Origin of the sequence: Amycolatopsis balhimycina FH 1894 (genome assembly GCF_000384295.1) — a bacterium.
Classification (GTDB): Bacteria; Actinomycetota; Actinomycetes; order Mycobacteriales; family Pseudonocardiaceae; genus Amycolatopsis; species Amycolatopsis balhimycina.
Window position 1 is genome coordinate 7885973 of sequence record NZ_KB913037.1, and the last position, 24772, is coordinate 7910744.

A 24772-nucleotide genomic window follows, 5' to 3' on the forward strand; every position below is an offset into this window, starting at 1 on the left:
AGAGTGCGGACACCCCTGTGCGACCGGCTCGGCATCGACCTGCCGATCATCGGGTTCACGCCCTCGGAGCACGTCGCCGCGGCACTCAGCCGTGCCGGCGGGCTCGGCGTGCTCGGCTGCGTCCGGTTCAACGACGCCGCCGAACTCGACCGGGTGCTGACCTGGATGGACGAGAACACCGGCGGGAAGCCCTACGGCGTCGACATCGTGATGCCGGCGAAGATTCCGGCTGAAGGCACCCAGGTCGACCTGGCGAAGCACATCCCGGAGGGCCACCGCGCGTTCGTCGACAAAGTGCTGCGGGACCTTTCGGTGCCGCCGCTGCCCGACGACACCGACGAGCGCGCGGGCGTCCTCGGCTGGCTGCACTCGGTCGCCCGGTCGCACGTCGAGGTCGCGCTCAACCACCCGATCAAGCTGATCGCCAACGCCCTCGGCTCGCCGCCGGCGGACGTGATCGGCCAGTGCCACGATCGCGGGGTGCCGGTGGCGGCGCTCGCCGGGAAGGCCGAACACGCGGTGCGGCACGTCGAAAACGGCGTCGACTTCGTGGTCGCGCAAGGCTACGAAGCCGGCGGCCACACCGGCGAGATCGCGTCCATGGTGCTGGTGCCGGAGATCGTCGACGCCGTCGACGTGCCGGTGCTCGCCGCGGGCGGGATCGGTTCCGGCCGCCAGGTGGCCGCGGCGCTCGCGCTCGGCGCTTCCGGCGTCTGGATGGGCTCGATGTGGCTCGCCACCGAGGAGTACCTGCAGACGATGGGCGAGTCGGTGGCGATGCAGCAGGCGCTCGTCGCGGCGTCGTCGTCGGACACCGTGCGGACGCGGATCTACACCGGCAAGCCGGCGCGGCTGCTGAAGACCCGCTGGACCGAGGCGTGGGCCGCGGCCGACGCGCCCGAGCCGCTGCCGATGCCGCTGCAGAACCTGCTGGTTTCCCACGCCCACAACCGGATCCACGCGGCGAACGATCCGAGCGTGGTGTCGATGCCGGTCGGGCAGATCGTCGGCCGGATGAACCAGGTCCGCCCGGTCGCCGACGTCGTCGCCGAGCTCGTCGCCGGCTACGAAGAAGCGCTTTCCCGCCTCGACAAGACCCGCTGAAAGCCGTGAATGGCACATTGAGGGACTTCAAGTCCCTCAATGTGCCATTCACGGACTTGCCGTTTACAGACCGGCGGCTGCCGCGGCGATCTTCGACGCGAACGCGCTCACCTCGGCGTAGACGCCGGGAGCGTGCGGCCGGGCGCAGCCGTCACCCCAGCTGACGATGCCGACCTGGATCCAGGCGTTGTTGTTGTCCCGGCGGAACATCGGGCCGCCGGAGTCGCCCTGGCAGGTGTCGACGCCGCCCGAGGCCAGGTTGCCCGCGCAGATCTCGGCGCTCGGGATCAGGTCGGGGTAGCTGCCGCCCTGCGCGGCGCAGGTGGCGTCGTCGACGAACGGGACGGTCGCCTTGAGCAGGTACCGCTGCTGCGAGCCGCCTTCGGTCGCCGCACCCCAGCCGGCCACGGTGAACGTGCCGGAGTTGTAGGCCGACGTCGTCGCGATCGGCAGCGTCGAAAGCCCGCTCACCGGGCTCGCGAGCTTGATCAGCGCCCAGTCACCGCCGGTGGAGGTGTCGTACGTGGGCGACCGGTAGACGTAGGTGGACTTGATCTTCTTGGCGCTCGAGCTGTTCAGGTCGACCACACCGACGGTCGCCGTGATCGAGGTGTTGGCCCCGGTCCGGCTGACGCAGTGCGCGGCGGTCAGCACGATCTGGCTGGTGTACAGCGCCCCGCCGCAGCCCATGGAAAGCCGGACCATGAACGGGAATTCGCCCTGGGCGGCCCGGGTGCCGCCGACGACGTCGGTGGACGGCGGCTGGGCGGCGGTGGCGATCGCCGGGGTGGCGAACGACGCGGCCGCGGCGACCGCGGCCAGTGCGGTGGTGGCGTTTCTGAGCAGGGTGAACCAGCGCTTGGGGGCCAAGGGGATCAGTCCTTCCAATGTCCACAGTGGAAGCCGTTGCCGAAAGCGGCCCCACGACTACATCAGGTGGTCACAGACGGGACAACCGACTTTCTTCGGATCTTTCGGGCGGTTGGGTGATTTCTCACCGGCGCATCCGACGAAGGCCGTAGGCCGAACTGCCCAGCAGGAGCGCGCCGCAGCCGGCCAGCACCGACGGCAGCGGCAGGCTGAAGGCCAGCACCACGCACCCGGCCAGGCCGAGCACGGCGATCGCCCGGACCTTCCCGCTCAGCGTGAACGCCGCGGCGTTGGCGATCGCGTAGTACGTCAGCACGGCGAAGGACGAGAAGCCGATCGCGGCGCGCAGGTCGATCGACGCGGCGAGCACGGCGACGACGAGCCCGACGGCGAGCTCGGCCCGGTGCGGCACGTTGTAGCGCGGGTGCACGGCGGCGAGGAACCGGGGCAGGTGGCCGTCGCGGCTCATCGCCAGCGTCGTGCGCGAGACGCCGAGGATGAGCGCGAGCAGCGAGCCGAGCGCGGCCAGCGCCGCGCCGACCCGGACGACCGGCGCGAGCCACCCCGGGACGGCCGCCGCGATCGGGTCCGGGCTCGCGGCGAGCGCGGCCGGGCCGAGCCGGACGAGCAGCAGCACCGCCAGCGCGGCGTAGACCACGAGCGTGATGCCGAGGGCGAGCGGGATGGCGCGGGGGATGGTCCGGGCCGGGTCGCGGACCTCCTCGCCGAGCGTCGCGAGCCGCGCGTACCCGGCGAAGGCGAAGAAGAGCAGCCCCGCCGCTTCGAGGACGCCCCCGCCGCCGGGCCAGGCGACGAGCGGGCCGCCGGCGTGCGGTCCCGAGGCCATCGTCACCGCCGCGGCGGTCAGCACGAGCAGGGTGCACGACACGATCACCCGGGTCGCCAGCGCGGACCGGTGCACGCCGAAGTAGTTGACTCCCGTGAGCGCGGCGACGACCGCGACGGCGAGCACGCTCCGCCACGGCTGCCCGAGCCCGGGCGCGGAGTAGGCGACGACGGTCAGCGTCATCGCGGCGCAGCTGGCCGTCTTCCCGGTGACGAATCCCCAGCCGGCGAGATAACCCCAGAATTCACCGAGCCTTTCCCGGCCGTAAATGTAGGTGCCCCCGGATTCCGGATAAATCGCGGCCAAGCGCGCCGACGACGTCGCATTGCAGTACGCGACGACGGCCGCCACGACCAGCGCGATCAGCAGCCCGGCCCCTGCCGCGCGCGCCGCCGGGGCGAACGCGGCGAACACGCCGGCGCCGATCATCGAGCCGAGGCCCAGGAAAACCGCGTCGGCGAGACCGAGCCGGCGAACCAATGGGGTCGAACGCATCCGGGTGATCCTCCGTGTGACAGCCGTGTTAATCGCCACAGCGAACCATGGCACGCGGGGAAACGAATAGGGTCGATTCCGTGCCCGCCCCTTCGCCCCATTCCCGCCTGTCCGCCGACGGCCCCGTCCTCGACGGGATTCCCGAGCACGGCCGTGTCCCGCGGTATTACGCGGTCAAGGTCGAGCTGCTGGCGGTGATCGCGGAACTCGGCGAAGGCGCGGTGCTGCCCACGGAACGGGAATTGTGCGAACGGTTCGAAGTGTCGAGGGCGACGGTACGGCAGGCGGTGGGAGAGCTGGTGCTCGAGGGCAAGCTCAGCCGCCGCCAGGGGAGCGGCACGTACGTCGCCGGTCCGAAGCTCGTCCAGCCGCTGGCCCTGGCCGGCTCCACCGCGGGGCCGCGGCGCCAGGGCATCCGGCCGGGCCGCGCCGTCATCACTCTGGAACGGCGCCCGGCGGGCAGCGCGCTGGCCGCCGACCTGCGGGTCACCTCGGACGCGGAGGTGTTCCACATCGAGCGGGTCCTGCTGGCCGACGAGGAGCGGGTCGGCCTGGAGTCGACATATCTCCTCGCCGACCGGTTCCCGGGCCTCCTGGACGCGTTCGATCCCGCGTGCCTGAGCGGCGTGGTGGTCCACGGCGCCGAGGAGCGCGTCGAGACCGTGCTGGCCACCCCGCGCGAAGCGCTCCTGATCGGCACCAACCCGGCCCTGCCGATGTTGCTCACGCACCGCGTCGCGTGGGGGCCGGACGGCACGCCGTTCGAGCGCGCGCGTTCGCTCTACCGCGGCGACCGGCTCAGCTTCCTGACCCGCCTGGGCCGCGCCGACTGACCGGCGCCCGGATGCAACCCGGCGCGCGTCCGTTCCGTCTGGCAGGTATGCGTACCACGGTGAAACTGCTGGGGACCGGCCTGCTGCTGCTCACGGTGACCGCCTGCGCGGCGAATACCGGCGCCGGCGCCCCCGCGGCGAGCGGCCCCGGGGCCGGGACGTCGTTGACCGGCTCCTCGGCACCCCCCACGTCACCGACCGTGCCCGGGACGGTGATCCCGCCGGCCGGCCCGCCGCCGTCGCAGACCGTCGGGCGCCCGACGCAGGGGATTGCGCCGGGTGACGACGTCGTGGCCGAGACGCAGGTCGACGCCCGTGGGCTGCCCGAGGGCTACCCGCGCAGCCTCTTCCGGAGCATCGACGGCCGGACGCTGACCCTGCAGGCCGAGGAGGGCGGCTGCCGCCGCGTCTCGGCGCGCGTCGGCGACCAGGCGGCGCAGCAGGTGGTCGTGCTGGTCACCGTCACCTCCGCGCCGAAGGGCCAGATGTGCCCCGACTACATCAAGGAGATCCGGATCCCCCTGCCGCTCTCCGAGTCGCTCGGTACGCGCACGGTCGTCCTCCGCCAGGGCTGAACCCCCCTCGACGCTGGGAGGGCGGCGCCGGGATGCCCGGGGACGCCCTCCCAGACCATGTCCCGTGCAACCCCGCGGCGCCCCCGTTCCGTCTTAGCGGCATGAGGTACTCAGCGAAGGTGGCCGGGACAGGTGTGCTCCTGCTGATGGTGACGGCCTGTGCCGGCCCGGACATGTCCACCGCCCAGCCCGCCGCGGGAGGCGACTCCGCCGCTCCCACCGGGAGTGTGTCGACATCGCCCTCGCCGTCGCCGAGCGCATCGGTGCTGCCGGCGCCGCCGACGGCCAACCCGCCGGGCAAGCCGCGGCTCACCGTGCCCGAGGGCAGCACCCCGGTCCCGCCGGGCAAGATCGACGCGACCGCGCTGCCCAGCGGGTTCCCGCACGAGGTGTGGACGTCCAACGGCGGCACCGTACTCGACATCCGGGCCCAGGAAGGCGGCTGCGGCCACGCGCTCGGCGAGGCGGCCGAGCAGACGGGCGACCGCGTCGTGGTCAACCTGAGCGAGACCAAGGCGCAGACCGGCCAGATGTGCACGATGGACATCCGCTACCCGGTGATCTCGGTCGCGCTCGCCGCGCCGCTGGACCAGCGCACGGTGGTGCTGAAGACAACGCCGCCGAAATAACCGCGCTCGACGCCACGGCCCCGGAGACCTTCTCCGGGGCCGTTTTCGTGCGGCGAGTCCGCAGTGGACGGTTCGGCATTGGTCCGGACCAGGTCAGAGCACGGTTGTCGAAGTTGTCGAAAATTGTCAGCGCTCCCGGTGAACCGCCGCGGTGACCGGGCCGTGTCCCCGGGTGAGGTGGTGATCAGAGAGGAGGGGCCCATGCCCCGGTTGAGCAGTGGTCGGCACCGCAAGCAGGCGACCGTCGGATTGGCCGCGTTGCTGGGGGTCGCCGGCGTCACCGCGACGGCCATCGCGCTGAGCAGTCCCGCGGGCAACGCCGCCGAAGCGCCCAAGGAGAACTGCGCGGGACTCGACACCGCGTTGCAGAACAACCTGACCTTCATCGCGGGCCAGCAGGCGAACCCGGACGCGCAGTCGGCCGCGCGGATCGCCAACCGGCAGGCCGTGGTGGACCAGATCCAGCAGCGGCGGCAGGTCGCGGGCTGCGCGGCGAACGTCGCGGCGAACAACGGCCAGGCCGCCGCCGCGCCCGGCAACTCCGGCAGCGCGCCGGGCAAGGCCCAGGCGCCCGGTCAGCAGAAGAAGCAGGACCAGGGCGCGGCTGCGCAGAAGGGCGGCGTCGTGTGCGCCGGTTCGACCGTGACGCTCTCGGGGGAGGGCGGCGCGCCGGCCGCGTCGAGCAACCAGTTCCCGGCGGGGACGAAGCTGAAGGTGACGAACCTGGACAACTCGAAGTCCACGACGGTGACGGTGACGTCGGTGTCGGGCAGCTGCACGCTGCTCAACAACGCGGCCTTCGAACAGGTTCGGGAACCCGGAAAGTTCCTCATCCGGCGCGCGCGGATCGAGCGCGTCGGCTGAGGGATCGGGAAGGAAGGGGGCACCGGTGGCGGGCCGGTGTCCCTTCTCCGGGCCAGAAGCGGCCTTCTGTCCTTTGTGGACGGAAGGCCGCTTCGCCTGTCAGCGGAAGCTGATCTGCAGCACCGGATCGCCGGTGCTGGCGAAGAAGTCGTTGCCCTTGTCGTCGATGACGATGAACGCCGGGAAGTCCTCGACCTCGATCTTCCAGACGGCCTCCATGCCGAGCTCGGCGTACTCGAGGACGTCGACCTTCTTGATGCAGTCCTGCGCGAGCCGGGCGGCCGGGCCACCGATCGAGCCGAGGTAGAACCCGCCGTGCGCCTGGCACGCCGCGGTCACCTGCTTCGAGCGGTTTCCCTTGGCCAGCATGACGAGTGAGCCGCCGGCGGCCTGGAACTGCTCGACGTAGGAGTCCATCCGCCCGGCCGTGGTCGGCCCGAACGAGCCGGACGCGTAGCCCTCGGGCGTCTTCGCCGGGCCCGCGTAGTAGACCGGGTGGTTCTTCAGGTAGTCCGGCATCTCGTCACCGGCGTCGAGGCGTTCGGCGATCTTCGCGTGGGCGATGTCGCGGGCGACGACCAGCGGCCCGGTGAGCGAAAGCCGCGTCTTGACCGGCAGCTGCGAAAGCTGGGCGCGGATCTCGGCCATCGGCCGGTTGAGGTCGACGCTGACGACGTCGTCGGAGAGGTCTTCCTCGGTGACGTCGGGCAGGAAGCGGGCCGGGTCGCGCTCGAGCTGCTCGATGAAGACGCCGTCGGCGGTGATCTTGGCCTTGGCCTGCCGGTCGGCCGAGCAGGAGACGGCGACGCCGACGGGACAACTGGCACCGTGCCGAGGGAGCCGGATGACGCGGACGTCGTGGCAGAAGTACTTGCCGCCGAACTGCGCGCCGATGCCGAACTGCCGGGTCATCTCCAGGACCTGCTGCTCGAGGTCCTGGTCGCGGAAGGCGTGGCCCAGCGCGGAACCCTCGGCCGGGAGGTTGTCGAGATAGCGGGCGGAGGCGAGCTTCGCGACCTTGAGGTTGAACTCCGCGGACATGCCGCCGACGACGATCGCGAGGTGGTACGGCGGGCACGCGGCGGTGCCGAGGCTGCGCAGCTTCTCGTCGAGGAAGCGGGCGAGCCGCTTCGGGTTCAGGACGGCCTTGGTCTCCTGGTAGAGGAACGTCTTGTTGGCGCTGCCGCCGCCCTTGGCCATGAAGAGGAACTCGTAAGTCGGGTCCCCTTCTTTGTGGTACAGCTCGATCTGGGCGGGCAGGTTGGTGCCGGTGTTGCGCTCGTCCCAGAAGTTGACGGGCGCCATCTGCGAATAGCGCAGGTTCAGCTGCTGGTAGGCGTCGAAGATGCCCCGCGAAAGGGCGCGCTCGTCGTCACCGCCGGTGAGAACGCCCTCGCCGCGCTTGCCGATGACGATGGCGGTGCCGGTGTCCTGGCACATGGGGAGCACGCCCCCGGCGGAGATGGCGGCGTTGCGCAGCAGGTCCATGGCGACGAACCGGTCGTTGCCGCTGGCTTCGGGATCGTCGACGATGGCGCGCAGCTGGGCCAGGTGTGACGTGCGCAACAGGTGCTGGATGTCGGTGATGGCGGTGCGGGCCAGGGTGGTGAGCGCCGCGGGGTCGATCTTCAGGAACGTCCGCCCGGCGGCTTCGACGGTCTCGACGCCTTCGTCGGTGACCAGCCGGTACTCGGTGGTGGTGTCCTTGCCCAGCGGGAGGACTTCGGTGTGCTGAAACGTGGTGGACGGCACTGCCAGGCTCCTTTGCCAGCTCCGGGATCGGTCCACCCTACGCAGCGGCGACGTCCACACCGAAGAGGCATGCGGTGACTGTGAGACGCCCCACCCGCCCCACCCCACGAACCGGAAGAGACGGCTCGCGTACCTGGAGAGCCGGCCGGCGTACCTGGAGGGTCGGTTCGTGAGCCGACCGTCTGGTAAGTGAGCCGACGTCCGGTGCGTGGCGGAAGCTGGTCGGGAGGCCGGGTCCACCCCGACGGACCCGACCTCCCGGGGAAAGCGCCCGGATGCGTGCACATCCGATTGCGAGGCCTGCGCCGGCACTTCGAGGCTGTCGTGACGCAGGTCATAAGTCAACGCCGCCGAACGGGTGCTGGCGGAGGGTTGCTACCCCGGCCTGTGAAGGGTGAAACGCGGTTTTCGTGGAAAATTTTCGTGCCCGGCCGAATGCCTGGTCGCCGGGGGACGGAAATGACCGAGGACGGGTGCACGATGTGCACCCGCCCTCGAACGAGAAACCGATCAGCTGGCGTAGGCGCGCAGCCGGTCCGCGCGCTCGCCCTGGCGGAGCTTCGACATGACCTCGCGCTCGATCTGACGCACGCGCTCGCGGGACAGCCCGAAGTGCTTGCCGATCTGGTCGAGCGTGCGCGGCTGGCCGTCGTCGAGGCCGTAGCGCAGGCGGATGACGTGCTGCTCGCGGTCGTCCAGCGTCGCCAGCACGCGGCGCAGGTCGTCCTGGAGCAGGCCCGAGATGACGGCGCTCTCGGCGTCGGTCGCCTCGGAGTCCTCGATGAAGTCGCCCAGCGGGGCGTCCTCCTCCGTGCCGACCGGCATGTCCAGGCTTACCGGGTCACGCGAGTGGTCGAGCAGGTCCGAGATCTTGTGCGCCGGGATGCCCGACTCGGCCGCCAGCTCCTCGTGGGTCGCGTCGCGGCCGAGCTGCTGGTGCAGGTCGCGCTTGATGCGGGCCAGCTTGTTCACCTGTTCCACCAGGTGGACGGGCAGCCGGATCGTGCGGCCCTGGTCAGCCATGCCCCGGGTGATGGCCTGCCGGATCCACCAGGTGGCGTAGGTCGAGAACTTGAACCCCTTGGAGTAGTCGAACTTCTCCACCGCGCGGATCAGACCCAGGTTCCCCTCCTGGATCAGGTCGAGCAGCGGCATCCCCCGGCCGGTGTAGCGCTTGGCGAGCGAGACCACCAGGCGGAGGTTGGCCTCCAGCAGGTGGTTCTTGGCCACGTGGCCGTCGCGCACCAGCGCGGCCATCTCGGTGCGGCGCTTGGTGGTGAGGTTCTCCCCGGTGTCCAGCATGTGCTGGGCGAACACGCCGGCTTCGATGCGCTTGGCGAGCTCGACCTCGTCGGCCGCGGACAGCAGCGCCGTCTTGCCGATACCGTTGAGGTAGACACGCACGAGGTCGGCGGCGGGGCTCGGGGCGTCGAGGTCGCCGTCGGCGAGCGCCCCCACGCTCACCGGCTCCTCGGACACCTGAGCCGGGATGCGCTCGCGAATCCCGCGCGACTCGCGTTCGAGAGTCTGGACTGACATTCTGCCTCCCCGGTCACGGGCTGAACGTGCGGCTGCGGTGGTCCCGCCGGTTCGCACCCGCGAACCGGGGCCTGTGGAGCCCGGTACGCCGGTCCGGCCGGCTTGGCTGGACATCTGGCACAACGTTCCGGGTTCCCAAAACGTTCCCGGTCCGTCTACTGAACAAGACGGATGCCGGAGCGATCCGGTTGCTCAACCATTGCTGAGCTTTTGCTGAGAACGTTCATGCGGTGAAAACCTGAGAATCCCATGTGAATCCGGTCAGGAAGTGAACCGTCCCGCGATGGTCTAGACCTCTATGAGAACGGTGAACGGCCCGTCGTTGACGCTCGAGACCGCCATCATCGCGCCGAAGCGGCCTGTGGCCACGGTGGCGCCGCGGCCGCGCAGCCCGGCCACGACGGCGTCCACCAACGGCTCGGCGGCCTCCGGCCGGGCCGCCTGCGTCCACGACGGCCGGCGCCCTTTCTTCGTGTCGCCGTAGAGCGTGAACTGGCTCACCACGAGCAGGGGCGCATTCGCCGTGGCGCATGATTCCTCGTCACGCAGCACGCGCAGCTCGTGCAATTTGCGTGCCATCGCGGCCGCCTTCGCGACATCGTCGCCGACGTGGATTCCCAGCAGCACAAGCAAACCCGGCTCGTCGATCGCCCCGACGACCTCGCCGCCGACCGTGACGTCCGCCCGTGTGACGCGGGCCGCGACCGCCCTCACCGCTCCGCCGGGACGAGCATGCCGTGCCGGACGAGCTCGCGGACGACGGGCAACGCGGCGGCCGCCAGCTCCTCGGACGACAGGCCCTGCGCGGCCGCGAGGAGCTCGATCAGGTCCTCCAGGGGCAGCGCGCCGCGGCAGCCCGCCAGCAGCCGGGTGGCCAGCTCGTCGACCTCGTGCTGCCAGCCCGGTCCGTCGGTGCGGTGCAGGCGGCGGATCGTCGTCGCCCAGCCCTCGTCACCGGGTTCCCCGACGCTTTCCAGCAAAACCGTGTCGGGCACCACAAAGCGGACATCCAGTAAAGAATCACCCGATTCGCGCAGCCATTCCACGCGGTCCAGCCAGTTCGCCGCTTCGGGCCCCAGCGGGTCGTCGTACGCCTGCCTGAGGTCCTCGCACACCACGGTCGGGGTCCGCCCCGCCGCGCGCCGCAGCGTGACGAACCCGAAGCCGATGCCGCGGACGTCGTTGGCGGCGAACCAGTCGAGCCACGCCGCCGCCTTCACCCGGCCCTCGGGCGAGCGCGGGTCGAGCCCGGCGTCCCGCAGCCACGTGCCGACGTAGAGCGCCGGATCGGCGACGTCCCGCTGCACGAACCAGGCGTCCGTCTCGGCGGGCAGCCACCGGCTCACCCGATCGGCCCAGTCCTCGCGCGAGGTGTGCAGCCACGAAGCGAGCAGGTGGCCGACGCCGCCGTCGTTCAGGAAGCCCGGCAGCTGGCGCACGACCAGCGCGCTCGCGTCGTCGCCGGCCAGCCCGGAGTCGCGGTAGGTGTAGTCGACGCGCGCCGGCCCGACCACGAACGGCGGGTTGCACACGACCTGGTCGAACTTCCGCCGCGCGACCGGCGCGAACCACTCGCCGCGCACCAGCTCGACGTCCAGTTCGTTGAGCCGGAACGTCGCCGCGGCCAGCGCGAGGGCCCGCGCCGAGACGTCGGTGGCGGTGACGCGCCCGGCGTGCCGGGACGCGTGCAGTGCCTGCACGCCGTTGCCGGTGCCGAGGTCGAGCAGGGTCCCGACGGGACGGCGGCTGGTCGCGCGGATCAGCGACAGCGACGCGTGCCCGACGCCGAGGACGTGGTCCTCGGGCACGGTGGTGCCGAGCAGGTCGGCGTCGAGGTCGGAGACGACCCACCACGAGCCCTCCTCGTCGCCGTGCGGGCGGACGTCGAGGGCGGCGCGGTACCCGCCGGTGACGGCGGCCAGCAGGCCCGCCGCGGCGGCGTCCTCGGGCGTGAGCGGCGCGAACGCCGCCTTGATCGCCGTCTCGGGCTCGGTGCCGCCCAGCAGGAACAGCCGGATCAGCGTGCCGAGGTCGCCCGCGTCCCGGCTCGCGCGCTCGGCCGGCACCGGCTCGCCGCGGCCCAGCGCCGCGTGCGCGGCCCCGCCCAGGGCGGCCACCACGCCGTCGGCGTCGTAGCCGGTGCGCCGGAAGGCTTCGCGCAGCCGCGCGCAGACGTCGTCGGACAGGTCGGGCAATCCACTTCGCGTGCTCACGGTGGGTAATGCTGCCACGATGGCTCCCGTGACCCCTGAACGCGTCCTCGCCCCGCTCGACGCGGCGCTGCCCGAGCTCGAAGCGCTGTACATCGACCTCCACCGGCACCCGGAGCTGTCCTTCGCGGAGACCCGGACGGCGGCCGAGCTGGCCCGGCGGCTGGAGGGCGACGGCTACGAGGTGCACACCGGCATCGCCCGCACCGGCGTCCTGGGCGTGCTGCGCAACGGCAAGGGGCCCACGGTGCTGCTGCGCGCCGACATCGACGCGCTGCCGGTCGAGGAGAAGACCGGGCTGTCCTACGCCAGCACCGCCCGCGGCACCGACGAGCACGGCAACGACGTCCCGGTCATGCACGCCTGCGGGCACGACATGCACGCCACCTGGCTCTCCGGCGCCGCCGCGCTGCTCGCGAAGGGGCGCGACACCTGGGCCGGCACGCTGCTGGTGGTGTTCCAGCCGGGGGAGGAGAGCGCGGGCGGCGCCGCGGCGATGGTGGCCGACGGCCTGTTCGAGATCGCCGGGAAGCCCGACGTCGTGTTCGGGCAGCACCTGGTGCCCGGCCCGGCGGGCTGGGTGCTCACCCGGCCGGGCGTGATCATGGCCGCGACCGACACGCTGCGCGTCACCCTGCACGGCCGCGGCGGGCACGGCTCGCGCCCGGAGACGACCGTCGACCCGGCCGTGCTGGCCGCGTCCGTGGTGCTCAAGCTGCAGACGATCGTGTCGCGCGAGATCGCCGCCACGGACTCGGCCGTGGTCACGGTCGGCTCGCTGCACGTGGGCACCGCGAGCAACGTGATCGCCGACGACGCCGTCATGGAGGTCAACATCCGCTCGTTCGACCAGGCCGTGCGCGAGCGGGTGCTGGCGGCGGTCGAGCGGATCGTCAACGGCGAGGCGGCCACGGCCGGCGCGCCGAAGCCGCCGCGGATCGAGCGGTCCGGCTCCTACCCGGTCACCGAGAACGACGAGGCCGCCAACGACGCGCTCACCGAGGTCTTCCGCGGCCGCTTCGGGACCGACGTCGTGCTGCCGGCACCGCTGGTCACCGGCAGCGAGGACTTCAGCGAGTTCGGCCGCGCGGCCGGCGCGCCGTCGGTGTTCTGGCTGGTCGGCGGCTACGACCCGGAGACGGTGATCACGGCGATGACCGAGGGCCGGTTCGAGCGCGACATCCCGTCCAACCACTCGCCGCGGTTCGCCCCGGTGCTGCACCCGACCCTGCGCACCGGCATCGAGACGCTGGTCCTCGCCGCGGTGAGCAAGTTGCGTCACCCCGGTGTCGGATGAACCCCGCAAGTGGGACGATGGACGGCGGAGGTGGTGCAGTGACCATGCCCGCCAACGACTCGGACCCGGTGCTGATCACCGGGGCGGCCCCGTCGTACGAAGAGCAGTTCGCCGCGCGCAAGCGCAAGTACGTCATCATGATGTGCTGCCGCATCCCGTGCCTGATCGCGGCCGGGCTGACCTACCACGTGTGGTGGCTGGCGCTGGGCTTCCTGGCGATCTCCGTGCCGCTGCCGTGGATCGCGGTGCTGATCGCCAACGACCGCCCGCCCCGCAAGTCCGAGCAGGTCTCGACCTACCAGCGCGAGGCGAAGGCGATCGAAAGCACCACGCACCGCGTCATCGACGGCTGAGATCAGACCGGCTGCGTCAGACCGGTTGGGGACCCACCTTCCCGACGGCCAGCGCGCCCAGCCGCGTCCCGTGCCGCAGGACGTCCACAATGGACTCCCCGGCCAGCCAGCCGGTGAGCACGCCCGCGTCGAACGCGTCACCCGCACCCGTCGAATCGATGCACTCCGCCTCGACCGCCGGCACGCTCGTGACGCCGCCCGCGTCGACCCAGCTGGCCCCGCCGAGCCCGGCGGTGACCACCACCGCGCCGACCGTGCCGAGCAGCTCCTTCGCCGACGCGGGATCCGCCGAACCGGTCAGCGCTACCAGCTCTTCGGTGTTCGGCATCAGCAGGTCCACCCCGCGGACATCGGCCATGAACGCGGCCGGGTCGGTGATGTGCGCGGCGGCCTGCGGGTCGACCGACGTCGTCAGGCCGGCTTCCTTCGCCTTGGCCAGCGCGGCGAGACCGGCCTCGCGTGACGGCGGGTCCAGCAGCACGTAGCCGGACAGGTGCAGGTGGCTCGCCCCGGCGAGCGCCTCGGGGGTGACGTCCTCGGGCGCGAAGCGCTGGTTCGCGCCGCGGTCGGCCAGCATGCTGCGCTGCCCGGACCCGTCGACCATGACGACGACGCAGCAGGTCGGCGCCTCGGCGTCGACGGCGAACGCGCAGCGCACGCCCGCGGCCTCCAGTTCGGCCCGGATCAGCCGGCCGCCCGGGTCGTTGCCGATCCGCGCGAGCAGTGTCGTCTCCGCGCCGAGGGACCGCAGCCACAGCGCGGTGTTGGCACCCGCGCCGCCGCCGGTGAACCGGATCTTCGCGCGGGCGTCGCCCCCGTGCGGCAACGGCTTGTCGTGCCGGGCGATCACGTCGAGCGCCGCGTCGCCGACCACCACGATCCCGCTCATGCCAGCGCCACCGCGACCGCGGTGGCCAGCTTGGCGTTGTTCAGCACCAGCGCTTCGTTCGCGTCGATGCTGACGCCGCCGCTCGCGGTGTGGAAGTGCTCCAGCAGCACCGGCGTGACGTCGGCGCCGTGCACACCGCGGTCCGCGACGAGCGCGAGGCCCTCGGCGAGCAGCCGGTCGTGCAGTTCTTTGTCCATTTCGGACGCTTCGGGGATCGGGTTCGCCAGCAGGACACCCGAACTCGCGTACGCGCGGTGCGCGTCGATCACGGCGGCGGCCTGCTTCGGGTCGTCGACCCGCCAGCCGACCTGGTGCCCCGACGAACGCAGGTAGAACGCCGGGAAGTCGTCGGTGCGGTACCCCAGCACCGGGACCGAGTTCGTCTCCAGCACCTCGAGGGTGGCCGGGATGTCGAGCACCGACTTCACGCCCGAGCAGACCACGACGGTCGGCACCTTCGCCAGCACGCCGAGGTCCGCCGAGACGTCCCAGCTCTGCGCGGCACCGACGTGCACGCCGCCGAGCCCGCCGGTGGCGAACATGCCGATCCCGGCCGCGGCGGCCAGCGCCGACGTGCTCGCCACGGTCGTCGCGCCGGACCGGCCGAGCCCGACAGCCGGGCCGAGGTCGCGCAGCGACAGCTTGTCCAGGCCGGCGTCCGGCGCGCAGACGCGCTCGAGCTCCGCGGGGGAGAGGCCGACGACGACCCGCCCGTCGAGCACCGCGATCGTGGCCGGGACAGCGCCGCCGTCGCGGACCACGCCTTCGAGACGGCGGGCGACGTCGAGATTGCGGCCCGGCGGCAGGCCGTGGGACAGGATGGTGCTCTCCAGCGCGACGACGGGGTGCCCGTCACGCAGCGCCGAGGCTATCTCTTCGTGCAGGTGAAGTGGGGTGGTCACGAGGGACCATCATCGGTGATCGGCCGCCGCGCGGCGCCAGCGGGTCAGCTCCGCTGTGAGGTTCGCCGTCGCGGCGTTCGCCCAGCGTGTCCGCGCGGCTTCGCTGCGGTAGAGCGGCCGGTCGAGAAGCCGTTCGAGGACGGCGATACGCCCTTCGCGCCAGACGTCGTCGGGGTACTTCGCGTACTCCTCGCGCACTCCGCGGGCGTACGTCTCGTACTGCTTTTCGGGTGCTCCGAGGATCGCGAGGTCCGCGTCGAGGAGCGCGGTGGCCAGGAGGTCGTCCGCCGGGGCGTCGTGCTTGACCGTGGCGAGGATCAGGCCTTCGACCCGCTCGACGTGGGCTTCGGCGACCCCTTCCAGGGCTTCGCGGGCCCAGGCGGCGCTGGCGCGTTCGTCTTCGCCGGGCTTCGCGTCGTACACGACGTCGTGCGTCCAAGCCGCGACGGCGACGACAGCGCGTTCGGTGGCGCTGAGGCCTTCGGCCAGCCAGGCGGAGTCACGCGCGACCGCGGCGGCGTGCGTGAGCGTGTGGTAGCGGCGGTGGGGCTCGCCGTACCGGGCTTCGAGCCGTGGCCACGCGTCGGACGCGCCGCCCAGCACCGTGATCGCGTCGGTCCACTCCACGGCTAGTCGAAGATCCCGCGCGGCCGCGCGACCTGGTCCAGCCAGGCTTCGAGCTGCTTCTCCCAGTCGACGTCCGGCTTCACGGTGAACATCCCGAGGAAGTCCTGCCCGCGGCCGCCGAAGCCCCCGGTCTTGCTCACCCGCACCCGCTTGGTGACCTCCAGGACGACGTCGGTGCGCTCCGGCGACGTCAGGAAAGTCACCGCGAACTGGGAAAAGACGCTCGCGAAGCGGGGTGAGGGCGCGAACCGGATCTCCTGGAAGAACGGCAGCTGCTGGCGGGCGCCGTCGACCCGGCCCGGCTCGAGGATCGCCTCGCGGAAGGTGAAGCCGAGCCGGCTCACCGCGTCGAGGATCCGCTTCTGCGCCGGCAGCGGCTCGATCGCGACGGCATCGGCGTCGAACGGGTCCGACACCGCCGCGGCCACGTCCAGCTCCGCCCGGACCCCGACCGCCATGCCGGTCAGCGGCTTGCCGTAGACGCTGGTCACCGGCGTTTCCCAGGGCAGGGGCAGCTCGAACGGCACCCTGACCTGCCGGCCGGCCCGGACGGTCTCCCGGCCGACGAGCTGCTGGGAGCCGAACGGCAGGTCTTCGGTCCGGTCGCCGCCGGGCAGCCGGACGCGGGCCAGCAGCGTCACCGCGAGGCCCTTGATCTCCTGGTCGACCTCGCCGCCGAGCAGCAGGACCTCGCCGTGCAGCGGGCGGCCCGGGGCCGCGGCGGCGTCCAGCAGCCGGGCGTCGATCTTCGCCCCGCCCGAGCCGAACGTCGCGAGCACCTTCTGGAACATGCGGGGAATCCTGCCAGGCCGAGGGGCTTTCGTACGAGGTTCGAGGGAAGTCGGGCACAATGGCCGGGTGAGCACCGAGACGCTGACGAAGCCGGAAACCACGCCCGAGGGCACGGACACCACCGACGATGACACGCCGAAGATGTTCCACTACGTGAAGAAGAACAAGATCGCCGAGAGCGCGGTCATGGGCAATCACGTGGTGGCGCTGTGCGGCGAGGTCTTCCCGGTGACGAAGTCGCCGAAGCCCGGGTCGCCGGTCTGCCCGGCCTGCAAGGAGATCTACGACAGCCTCCGCCCGGGCAAGTGATCCGGGCCTGAACCCCCGGCGGGTGTACCCGCCGGGGTTTCGAGCTGTCCGGAATCGGACAGATCGCCGAACAAACGTGAAAAACCTTCATTCGGCGGGTGTGCGACGCCCGGGAGTGCTGGTAAATCCTGCTCGCCAGGTTTCCCACTCCGACCGGAGGCGTCATGCGCAGAACCGGGATCGTGCTCGCCGTCGTCGCCCTGCTCACCGCGTTCTCGCCGGCGCTGGCCCAGGCCGTCACAGGCTGGACGGAGGTCGGTTCCGACCACGCCAGGGCCCTCGACGAGAGCCAGGGGCTCGCCACGATCGTGCGCCCGTCGGGCACCACGATCCGCTACACCGGGATCGGCACGATCCCGGCGGACCTGAACTCCCAGGGCTGGAACCACGTCGGCGACCCGGGCTCGGCCCAGGGCTGGTACGTCGAGCCCTACCAGCGTGACGACCGCGGCGCGAAGCTCTTCCGCGTCCAGGCCCCGGACGGCTCGTGGACGAACTACAAGCACAACCTCGAGTCGTGGGAAGCGAACAACAACTCCTTCGCCGCCGTGTCGCCGGACGCGCGCTGGCTGGTGGCGGGGGAGTGGGGCACCATGGACCGGCTCCTGGTGCACCCGATGCCGGGCACGGTGTTCACGAACCCGGCCCAGAACCTGCCGTACGTGTCGGCGATCCGGCTCGACCACCCGGTCCGCGACGTCCAGGGCTGCGACTTCCAGACCGCGACCCGCCTGCTCTGCGCGTCCGACGACCCGGACGGCAGCCTCTTCGGCACCACGAAGCCGCTGCTCCAGGTCGACCTGGCCGGCCCGCTCGCCGGCTCCGACGTCACGGGCCACGTCACCTCGCTGGCCCAGCTCCCGCTGCGCAGCGGCTGCAGCGGCAACTTCGAGGTCGAGGGCATCGACTTCGACGAACGCGACGCCACCCTCCGCGTGATCGTGATGTCCCCGAGCATCTGCGTCGTCTTCGACAGCATGACCTACCGCTTCCGCCAGTAGCCGGATCTCGCGTGATCAAGCCCGTGACTCACGTGATGGGGGCCGTAACTCGCCAGTTACGGCCCCCATCACGCGAGATCCGGTTCAAATCACGCGAGTTCCGGGTTGAGGGACTCGGACTCCGGGGCCTGTGCCGGGGTCCGGCGGGCCTCGCGGCGGGCTTTCCGGCGTTCCTTGCGGGTCTCGACCATCGTGTAGAGGGTCGGGACCAGGACCAGGGTCAGCAGCGTCGAGCTGACCAGGCCGCCGATCACCACGATCGCCAGGGGCTGGCCGATGAACCCGCCCTGGCCGGTGATGCCGAGCGCCATCGGGACCAGCGCGAAGATCGTCGCCGCCGCGGTCATCAGGATCGGCCGCAGCCGGCGCCGGCCGCCTTCGGTGACGGCGTCGGCGACGCTCATCCCGTCGGCGCGGTACTGGTTGATCAGGTCGATCAGCACGATCGCGTTGGTCACGACGATGCCGACCAGCATCAGCATGCCGATCAGTGACGGCAGGCCGAGCGCGGTGCCGGTGGCCAGCAGCAGCCCGATCGCGCCGGTCGCCGCGAACGGGATCGACACCAGCAGGATCAGCGGCTGGATCAGGCTCCGGAACGTCGCCACCATGATCAGGAACACGATCGCGATGGCCGCCAGCAGCGCCAGGAACAGGTTCGAGAACGCATCCTGCTGGTCCTGGCTGACGCCGCCGAGCGAGTACGCCGCGCCACCGGTGAAGGTCAGTCCGTCCAATTTGGACTTGATGTCCGCGGTGGTCTTGCTCAGGTTGTCGCCGGTGTTCTTGGCGGTCACCGTGGTGCTCAGGTCACCGCCGGTGCGGTGCACCGAAGCCGGGCCGTCCACAGTGGACACCTTCGCCACCTCGTCGAGCCGGACGACGCCGCCAGGGCCCGGGATCGGGAGGCCCTTCACCTGCTCGACCGTCGCCGGGGCGGTGCCGGCGCGCAGGACGATGTCCGTGCGCTGCCCGCCGACCGGCAGCTGCGTCACCGTGCGGCCGGCGATCGCCTGGTTGGCGACCTGCCCGATGGTGCTCGCCGACAGCCCGCGCGCGGCAGCCGCGGCGTCGTCCACCTCGACCTGCACCCGCGGCGAGCCGACGCTCAGGTCGCTCGAAACCTCGGTCAGCCCGGACACCCCGCGCAGCGCCTGCACCACCTGGTCGGACGCCGGCTTCAGCGCGGCCTCCGACGGCGCGGTGACCGTCACCGAGACCTGGTCGGAGTTGAAGCCGGACGCGTCCGCGCCGATCTTGACCTCGCCCAGCTCGGGCCGCGACGTCAGCTTCCCGCGCAGGCGGTCCGACAGGGCATTGAGATCGGTGTCCTTGGCGACCGTGACGGAGATGCTCGTGTTGGTCCCGCCGCCGAAGCCGAACGTGCCACCGCCGCCGATGCTGACCTGGTAGGTCCGCACCGCGGGCTCGGCCGCGAGGGCCTGCTCGACGGCCGTGGCCGCCTTTTCCTTCGCCTCGACGCTGGTGCCGGCCGGCAGCTTCTGCGTCATGTTCAGCGTCGTCCCGCCGGACTGGTCGAGGAAGTTCGTGTTGAGCCGCGTCGCGAGCCCGACCGTGCCCGCGAAGATCAGCAGCGCCAGCAGCACGACGGTCAGCCGCCGCCGCGTCGCGAACCGGATCACCGGCAGGTAGGCCCGCTGCAGGAGGCCGCGGCGTTCCTTCTCGACGGCCGCCTCGCGCGCCCGCTCGGCTTCGACGGCGTCCGACGGCACCGCCGGCGGCTTCAGGAACCAGTACGCCAGCACGGGAACCACGGTCAGCGACACGAGCAGCGACGCCAGCAGCGCCACCGTGACGGTGATCGCGAACGGCGAGAACAGCTCGCCCACGAACCCGCCGACGAACGCGATCGGCAGGAACACCGCGACGGTCGTCAGCGTCGACGAAGTGACCGCGCCGGCCACCTCGCGGACGCCGTCGAGCACCGCCCGTTGTTTCTCTTCGCCGTAGGCCAGATGCCGTTTGATGTTCTCCAGCACCACGATCGAGTCGTCGACCACCCGGCCGATCGCGATGGTCAGCGCGCCGAGGGTGAGCAGGTTGAGCGACAGGTCGCCGGTCCACAGCGCCAGCAGCGCGACGACCACCGACAACGGGATCGACACCGCGGTCACCAGCGTCGAGCGCACCGACAGCAGGAACAGCAGGATGACGACGACGGCGAACGCCAGCCCGAGCAGGCCTTCGGTGGTCAGGCCGCTGATCGCGTCCTTCACCGGAGTGCCCTGGTCGAACACGACGCTCATCTCGGCGCCGGTCTTCTTCGCCAGCTCCGGCAGCTTGTCCCGGACCGCGTCGGAGATCGCGACCGCGTTCCCGTTGTCCACCATGGTGATCGACAGGCCGAGGCTCGCCTTGCCGTTGGTGCGCGTGATCGACGCCGGGGGCGCGAACCCGGCCTGGACGTCGGCCACGTCACCCAGCTTCACCGGCCCGCGCGCCGGCCCGCCCGCCCGCGCGGCCGCACTCGGTGTCAGGTAGAGGTTGCGGAGAGTGTCCACAGTGGTCTGCCCGCCGCCGACCTGGACGGACAGCGTCTTGCCGCCTTCGGTCAGCGTGCCGGCCGGCACGGCGGCGCCGGCGGTCTGCAGCGTCGTGGCGATCGACGCCGGGTCGACGCCCCCGGCGGCCAGCTTCGCGTAGTCGAGCGTGATCGTGACGCGCGGCTGCTGCACCCCGGTGACGGTCACGGTGCGGACGCCCTCGATCTTCCGCAGCTCCGGCGCGACCTGGTCGGTCAGCGCGGGCGCGAGCGCCTGCGGATCTCCCGTGGTGCCCGCGGCGACCAGCGCCACCGGCAGGTCGTCGGTGCTGCCCGCGGACACGGCGGGCTCGGAGTTCTGCGGCAGCCGGGGCCGGACCTGGTTCACCACCTGCTGGATCTGCGAGACGGCGGCGTCGATGTCCGTGCCGAACGCGAACTTCGCGACGACCCGCGAAACGCCGTCCGACGACGTCGACGTGACCTGCTCCAGGCCCTTCAAGCCCTGCAGGCCGCCCTCGAGGGGCTCGCTGACCTGCCGGTCGACCGCGTCCGGCGACGCGCCGGGGTACGCGGTGACGATCTGCGCCTGCGGGAACTGCAGCGACGGGAACAGCTGCTGTTTGAGCTGCGGCAGCGCGAACGCGCCGAAGCCGACGATCACGAGCGCGAGCAGCCCGATCAGGCTTCGGTTGCGCAGGCTCAATCTGGCCAGCACGGACATGACGTGGAACCCCCTCGGAAACGACGCGGCGACTGGTGCCTGCGTCAGTGACGGAGAGAGCTTTTCACGACGTTGCTGAGGAGCGACTCAGTCTGAGGGTGGATTCCGGGTCGTCCCTTCGGTGGACCCGCGACCCTGGGCAGCGCTCGGTGCCGGTTCCGGCGCGCTGGGTGACGATTCGTCCTCTTCGGACGGCGGGGCGGTCTCGGCACCGTGGGGGGAGACGTCTTCGGTGCGCGGGCGCCGCAGTGGCGTGGTCGAGCGTTCCCACAGCTTGCGGCCCTCTTCCGAGCGCAGCCGCTCGGCGGCGCGTTCCATCTCCAGCCGCCGCCACTTGCGCCGCTGCCGCCGGGTCGCCTTGGCCGGCCACAGCTCCTGGATCGCGCTGTTGAAGTAGGCGCCGCCGACCACGGCCAGCCCGATGAAGAACATCAGCAGCAGGAACGCGATCGGCGCCGCGAGCGCGCCGTAGGTGTAGCCGGTCTTGGTGATCCAGTTCAGGTAGACGCGCAGGCCGACCGAGGACAGCAGGAACACGACCATGGCGAGCACCGCGCCGGGCAGCCCGCGGTGCCACGGCAGCTTCCGCGGCAGGGCGAGCTTGTACAGCGTGGTCAGCGCGAGGGTGATCATCGCGCCGAGGGCGGGGAAGTACAGCCTGCTCACCCACGACGTCACGGTCGGGCGCCAGGCCGTCGGGAAGAACTCCGGCAGCAGGTCGGGGCCGATCGCCAGCAGCGGCAGCCCGACCACGAGGATCACCAGGCCGCACAGGTACAGCAGGAGCGCGAAGATCCGCTGCCAGACGTCGTTGCGGACGCCGTACTGGTCGTGCGCGACGGTGATCGCGTCCACGAACGACGACATCGCCGACGAACCCGCCCACAGCGAGATCAGGAAGCCGACCGAGACGATCTCGCCCTTGCCGACGGTGAGGATGCTGTTCACCGTCGGCTCGATGATGTCCTGGACGGCGTTGGCGCTGAACACCGTCCGGCAGAAGCCGATGATCCGGTCGTGCACCGCGGTGACCACGTCCTGGCCGAACCACTCGCCGACGAAGCCCAGGCTGCCGAGCAGGCCGAGCAGCAGCGGCGGCAGGGACAGCGTCTGCCAGAAGGCCGCCTCCGCGGCTTCGGAGAAGACGTTGCCCTCCCACGCCTTGGCGAACGTGCGCGTGAGAAGACGCCACGGCCCCTTGCGGGCCACCTTCGTCGCTCCGGACGGCTGCACCTCACCCATGACGTGTCCAGCATGGTCCATCGGTGCTGATTTGGCTCGTCACACCCCCTGCGGCCGGGCGTGTCGGCGGGCATCACCCGTGCCGGTGCCGGGAACTGTCGGACCCGGCCGGTAGACTCGCTCCAGTGCCCTCACCGCAGTCACCGACACCGAAGTCGGTACCACAGTGAGGGTTTTTGCACGTCACAGCCGCACGTCAAAGCACTTGAGGCAGTTGAGCGAGGGGGAGGACCGGCGATGACGGAGACGCAGCTCGGGGCACCTCCCGCGGAGAAGGACTCGACCGCGCGCCCGCTGCGGGCCTGGCAGCGGCGGGCGCTCACCAAGTACCTGACGCAGCGGCCCAAGGACTTCCTCGCGGTGGCGACGCCGGGGGCCGGCAAGACGGTGTTCGGCCTGCGGATCGCCGCGGAGCTGCTCAGCGACCGCACGATCGAGGCGGTCACCATCGTCACCCCGACCGAGCACCTCAAGCACCAGTGGGCGGCTGCGGCGGCCGCGGCCGGCATCGCCATCGACTCGAACTTCCGCAACACCACCGGCGTCACGTCGTCGGACTACAACGGTGTCGCCCTGACGTACGCGCAGGTCGCGGCACACCCGACGTTGCACCGGGTCCGTACCGAGAACCGCAAGACGCTGGTGATCCTCGACGAGATCCACCACGGCGGCGACGCGAAGTCGTGGGGCGACGCGATCCGCGAGGCCTTCACCCCGGCCGTGCGGCGCCTGTCGCTGACCGGGACACCGTTCCGGTCCGACGACTCGGCCATCCCGTTCGTCACCTACGAGCCGGACGCGGGCGGGTTCCAGCGCAGCAAGGCCGACCACTCGTACGGCTACGCGGACGCGCTGGCCGACGGCGTGGTCCGGCCGGTCGTCTTCCTGGCGTACTCGGGCGAGGCCTCCTGGCGTACGAGCGCGGGGGAGGAGTTCACCGCGCGGCTCGGCGAGCCGCTGACCGCGGAGCAGAACGCCCGGGCGTGGCGCACGGCGCTCGACCCGTCGGGCGAGTGGATCCCGGCGGTGCTGCAGGCCGCCGACACGCGGTTGTCGCAGGTCCGCCAGAGCGTGCCGGACGCGGGTGGCCTGGTGATCGCGACGGACCAGGAGTCGGCGCGGGCGTACGCGAAGATCCTGGAACGCCTCTCGGGCGAGATGCCGACACTGGTGCTCTCGGACGACCCGAAGGCCTCGGGGCGGATCAAGGAGTTCTCCGAGACGAACGAGCGCTGGATCGTGGCGGTCCGGATGGTCTCCGAAGGCGTCGACGTCCCGCGCCTGGCGGTGGGCGTGTACGCGACCAGCGCGTCGACCCCGCTGTTCTTCGCCCAGGCGATCGGCCGGTACGTGCGGGCGCGCAAGAAGGGCGAGACGGCGAGCGTGTTCCTGCCGTCGGTGCCGGTGCTGCTGGAGCTGGCCAGCGAGCTGGAGGCGCAGCGCGACCACGTGCTCGGCAAGCCGCACCGGGAGAAGGAAGGCTGGGAGGACGAGCTCCTCGCCCAGGCCAACCGCACCGAGGACGAGCCGGGCGAAGAGGAGAAGGCGTTCACGTCGCTGGGCGCCTCGGCCGAGCTCGACCAGGTCATCTACGACGGCAACTCGTTCGGCACGGCGGTGTTCTCAGGCTCCGACGAGGAGCAGGAGTACCTGGGCCTGCCGGGGCTCCTGGAGCCGGACCAGGTCCGGGCCCTGCTGCGCAAGCGGCAGGCGGAGCAGGTCGCGGACGAGAAGCGCCGCAAGCCCGCGAAGGAGGAGCCGGCGCAGCAGCCGGTCCGCTCCCAGTCGGTGAGCGAGCGGCTCGGGGCGTTGCGCAAGGAGCTGAACGCGCTGGTCGGCATGTACCACCACCGCACGAAGAAGCCGCACGGCGCGATCCACAACGAGCTGCGGCGGGTCTGTGGGGGACCGGTGACCGCGATGGCGACCGTCGAGCAGCTGGAAGAGCGGATCGTGACGCTGCGGTCCTGGTGAGGCCGGCCGGTCCCAGCGCTCTGTCGCCCGGGAGGCTGAAGTTCCGGTGATCACCGTCCGTTCCTGGGACGGCGGGGTCACCGCACCGCCAGGCTTGTGACGCTGCGTATCGCTCTGTCACCGGCGGGCTGCCTCTTCGTCCTCCGCCGGATGGCCTCGGGGGCACCTCGTCGCCGGAAGTTCGCAAGTCGGCGACCAATCCCGGCGCGGAGCCGTGGATTCGCCACGGGTTGCGCTCGGTGCACACGACCGGCCTAACGTCACGCCTTGATGAAACCTCGATGTAACTTACCGTGAGTGCTGGCGATCACATCGTCAGTGGACCTACTCTTTCCGGGCGAGCTTCAGCCTGTGTTGCCGAACCGTGTCCAATTGGTGTCATTTAATCGATCCAGCTATCTTCCCCGCAGCCGCTCAGCGGCATATGTTGTCGCCCACAAC

22 protein-coding genes are annotated in these 24772 nt (G+C 71.3%); 10 read left to right on the forward strand and 12 right to left on the reverse strand.

The window, feature by feature from the left end:
- Positions 1–3: 3 nt before the first annotated feature.
- Positions 4–1104 (forward strand): NAD(P)H-dependent flavin oxidoreductase, encoded by a 1101-nt coding sequence (locus A3CE_RS0136430; protein WP_020645037.1) that lies wholly within the window; start codon positions 4–6, stop codon positions 1102–1104.
- Positions 1105–1167: 63 nt separating this feature from the next.
- Here A3CE_RS0136430 and A3CE_RS0136435 read toward each other — a convergent pair whose 3' ends face one another.
- Both A3CE_RS0136435 and A3CE_RS0136440 read right to left on the reverse strand, forming a co-directional pair.
- Positions 1168–1974 (reverse strand): S1 family peptidase, encoded by an 807-nt coding sequence (locus A3CE_RS0136435; protein ID WP_020645038.1) that lies wholly within the window; start codon positions 1972–1974, stop codon positions 1168–1170.
- A gap of 124 nt (positions 1975–2098) precedes the next feature.
- Positions 2099–3316, reverse strand: coding sequence for an APC family permease (locus A3CE_RS0136440; RefSeq protein ID WP_185839857.1), 1218 nt, complete (start codon positions 3314–3316; stop codon positions 2099–2101).
- 80 nt (positions 3317–3396) lie between these two features.
- Between A3CE_RS0136440 and A3CE_RS0136445 the strand changes: the two genes are divergently transcribed.
- The 4 genes from A3CE_RS0136445 (at position 3397) to A3CE_RS0136460 (ending at position 6217) form a co-directional block, all read left to right on the forward strand.
- A complete protein-coding gene (locus A3CE_RS0136445) occupies positions 3397–4149 on the forward strand; it encodes a GntR family transcriptional regulator (RefSeq protein ID WP_020645040.1) in 753 nt (250 codons plus the stop codon).
- Positions 4150–4196: 47 nt separating this feature from the next.
- Entirely contained in the window at positions 4197–4724 is a 528-nt protein-coding gene (locus A3CE_RS0136450; protein ID WP_020645041.1) for a hypothetical protein, read from the forward strand.
- A 101-nt stretch (positions 4725–4825) separates the two neighbouring features.
- Positions 4826–5353 (forward strand): hypothetical protein, encoded by a 528-nt coding sequence (locus A3CE_RS0136455; RefSeq protein ID WP_245589640.1) that lies wholly within the window; start codon positions 4826–4828, stop codon positions 5351–5353.
- A gap of 201 nt (positions 5354–5554) precedes the next feature.
- Positions 5555–6217 (forward strand): hypothetical protein, encoded by a 663-nt coding sequence (locus tag A3CE_RS0136460; RefSeq protein ID WP_020645043.1) that lies wholly within the window; start codon positions 5555–5557, stop codon positions 6215–6217.
- 99 nt (positions 6218–6316) lie between these two features.
- On the opposite strand, the gene A3CE_RS0136465 is transcribed toward A3CE_RS0136460, so the two are convergent.
- The 4 genes from A3CE_RS0136465 to A3CE_RS0136480 form a co-directional block, all read right to left on the reverse strand.
- Positions 6317–7969, reverse strand: a complete 1653-nt coding sequence (locus tag A3CE_RS0136465) for a fumarate hydratase (protein WP_020645044.1) — start codon at positions 7967–7969, stop codon at positions 6317–6319.
- Between the two features lie 510 nt (positions 7970–8479).
- Positions 8480–9508, reverse strand: a complete 1029-nt coding sequence (locus A3CE_RS0136470) for a sigma-70 family RNA polymerase sigma factor (RefSeq protein WP_020645045.1) — start codon at positions 9506–9508, stop codon at positions 8480–8482.
- Positions 9509–9796: 288 nt separating this feature from the next.
- Entirely contained in the window at positions 9797–10222 is a 426-nt protein-coding gene (dtd, locus tag A3CE_RS0136475; RefSeq protein ID WP_020645046.1) for a D-aminoacyl-tRNA deacylase, read from the reverse strand.
- On the reverse strand, positions 10219–11721 hold the full coding sequence (locus A3CE_RS0136480; RefSeq protein ID WP_026469206.1) for a DUF7782 domain-containing protein: 1503 nt from the start codon (positions 11719–11721) through the stop codon (positions 10219–10221). Before A3CE_RS0136480 ends, dtd begins: the two co-directional genes overlap by 4 nt.
- Before the next feature lie 28 nt (positions 11722–11749).
- Between A3CE_RS0136480 and A3CE_RS0136485 the strand changes: the two genes are divergently transcribed.
- Together A3CE_RS0136485 and A3CE_RS0136490 are read left to right on the forward strand one after the other, a co-directional pair.
- Entirely contained in the window at positions 11750–13015 is a 1266-nt protein-coding gene (locus tag A3CE_RS0136485; RefSeq protein WP_020645048.1) for an amidohydrolase, read from the forward strand.
- 38 nt (positions 13016–13053) lie between these two features.
- Positions 13054–13368: a DUF3099 domain-containing protein gene (locus A3CE_RS0136490; RefSeq protein ID WP_020645049.1), complete on the forward strand. Its 315-nt coding sequence runs from the start codon at positions 13054–13056 to the stop codon at positions 13366–13368.
- Positions 13369–13384: 16 nt separating this feature from the next.
- On the opposite strand, the gene A3CE_RS0136495 is transcribed toward A3CE_RS0136490, so the two are convergent.
- From A3CE_RS0136495 to A3CE_RS0136510, 4 genes are read right to left on the reverse strand one after another with little or no spacing between them, the layout of a single operon-like run.
- Positions 13385–14257, reverse strand: coding sequence for a carbohydrate kinase family protein (locus tag A3CE_RS0136495; RefSeq protein ID WP_020645050.1), 873 nt, complete (start codon positions 14255–14257; stop codon positions 13385–13387).
- Positions 14254–15159, reverse strand: a complete 906-nt coding sequence (locus tag A3CE_RS0136500) for a pseudouridine-5'-phosphate glycosidase (protein ID WP_020645051.1) — start codon at positions 15157–15159, stop codon at positions 14254–14256. The genes A3CE_RS0136495 and A3CE_RS0136500 overlap by 4 nt, the downstream gene beginning before the upstream one ends.
- Positions 15160–15168: 9 nt before the next feature.
- Positions 15169–15786, reverse strand: coding sequence for an HD domain-containing protein (locus tag A3CE_RS0136505; RefSeq protein ID WP_020645052.1), 618 nt, complete (start codon positions 15784–15786; stop codon positions 15169–15171).
- 2 nt (positions 15787–15788) lie between these two features.
- Positions 15789–16577, reverse strand: coding sequence for a sporulation protein (locus tag A3CE_RS0136510; protein WP_020645053.1), 789 nt, complete (start codon positions 16575–16577; stop codon positions 15789–15791).
- 67 nt (positions 16578–16644) lie between these two features.
- On the opposite strand from A3CE_RS0136510, the gene A3CE_RS0136515 reads away from it, so the two are divergent.
- Entirely contained in the window at positions 16645–16887 is a 243-nt protein-coding gene (locus tag A3CE_RS0136515) for a DUF3039 domain-containing protein (protein ID WP_020645054.1), read from the forward strand.
- Between the two features lie 164 nt (positions 16888–17051).
- Entirely contained in the window at positions 17052–17888 is an 837-nt protein-coding gene (locus A3CE_RS0136520) for a hypothetical protein (protein WP_020645055.1), read from the forward strand.
- A gap of 89 nt (positions 17889–17977) precedes the next feature.
- On the opposite strand, the gene A3CE_RS0136525 is transcribed toward A3CE_RS0136520, so the two are convergent.
- Complete coding sequence (locus A3CE_RS0136525; RefSeq protein ID WP_020645056.1) at positions 17978–21115, reverse strand: efflux RND transporter permease subunit; 3138 nt, start codon at positions 21113–21115, stop codon at positions 17978–17980.
- A gap of 87 nt (positions 21116–21202) precedes the next feature.
- Positions 21203–22357, reverse strand: coding sequence for a YihY/virulence factor BrkB family protein (locus tag A3CE_RS0136530; RefSeq protein ID WP_020645057.1), 1155 nt, complete (start codon positions 22355–22357; stop codon positions 21203–21205).
- 237 nt (positions 22358–22594) lie between these two features.
- Between A3CE_RS0136530 and A3CE_RS0136535 the strand changes: the two genes are divergently transcribed.
- Complete coding sequence (locus A3CE_RS0136535; protein WP_020645058.1) at positions 22595–24331, forward strand: DEAD/DEAH box helicase; 1737 nt, start codon at positions 22595–22597, stop codon at positions 24329–24331.
- Positions 24332–24772: the final 441 nt, after the last annotated feature.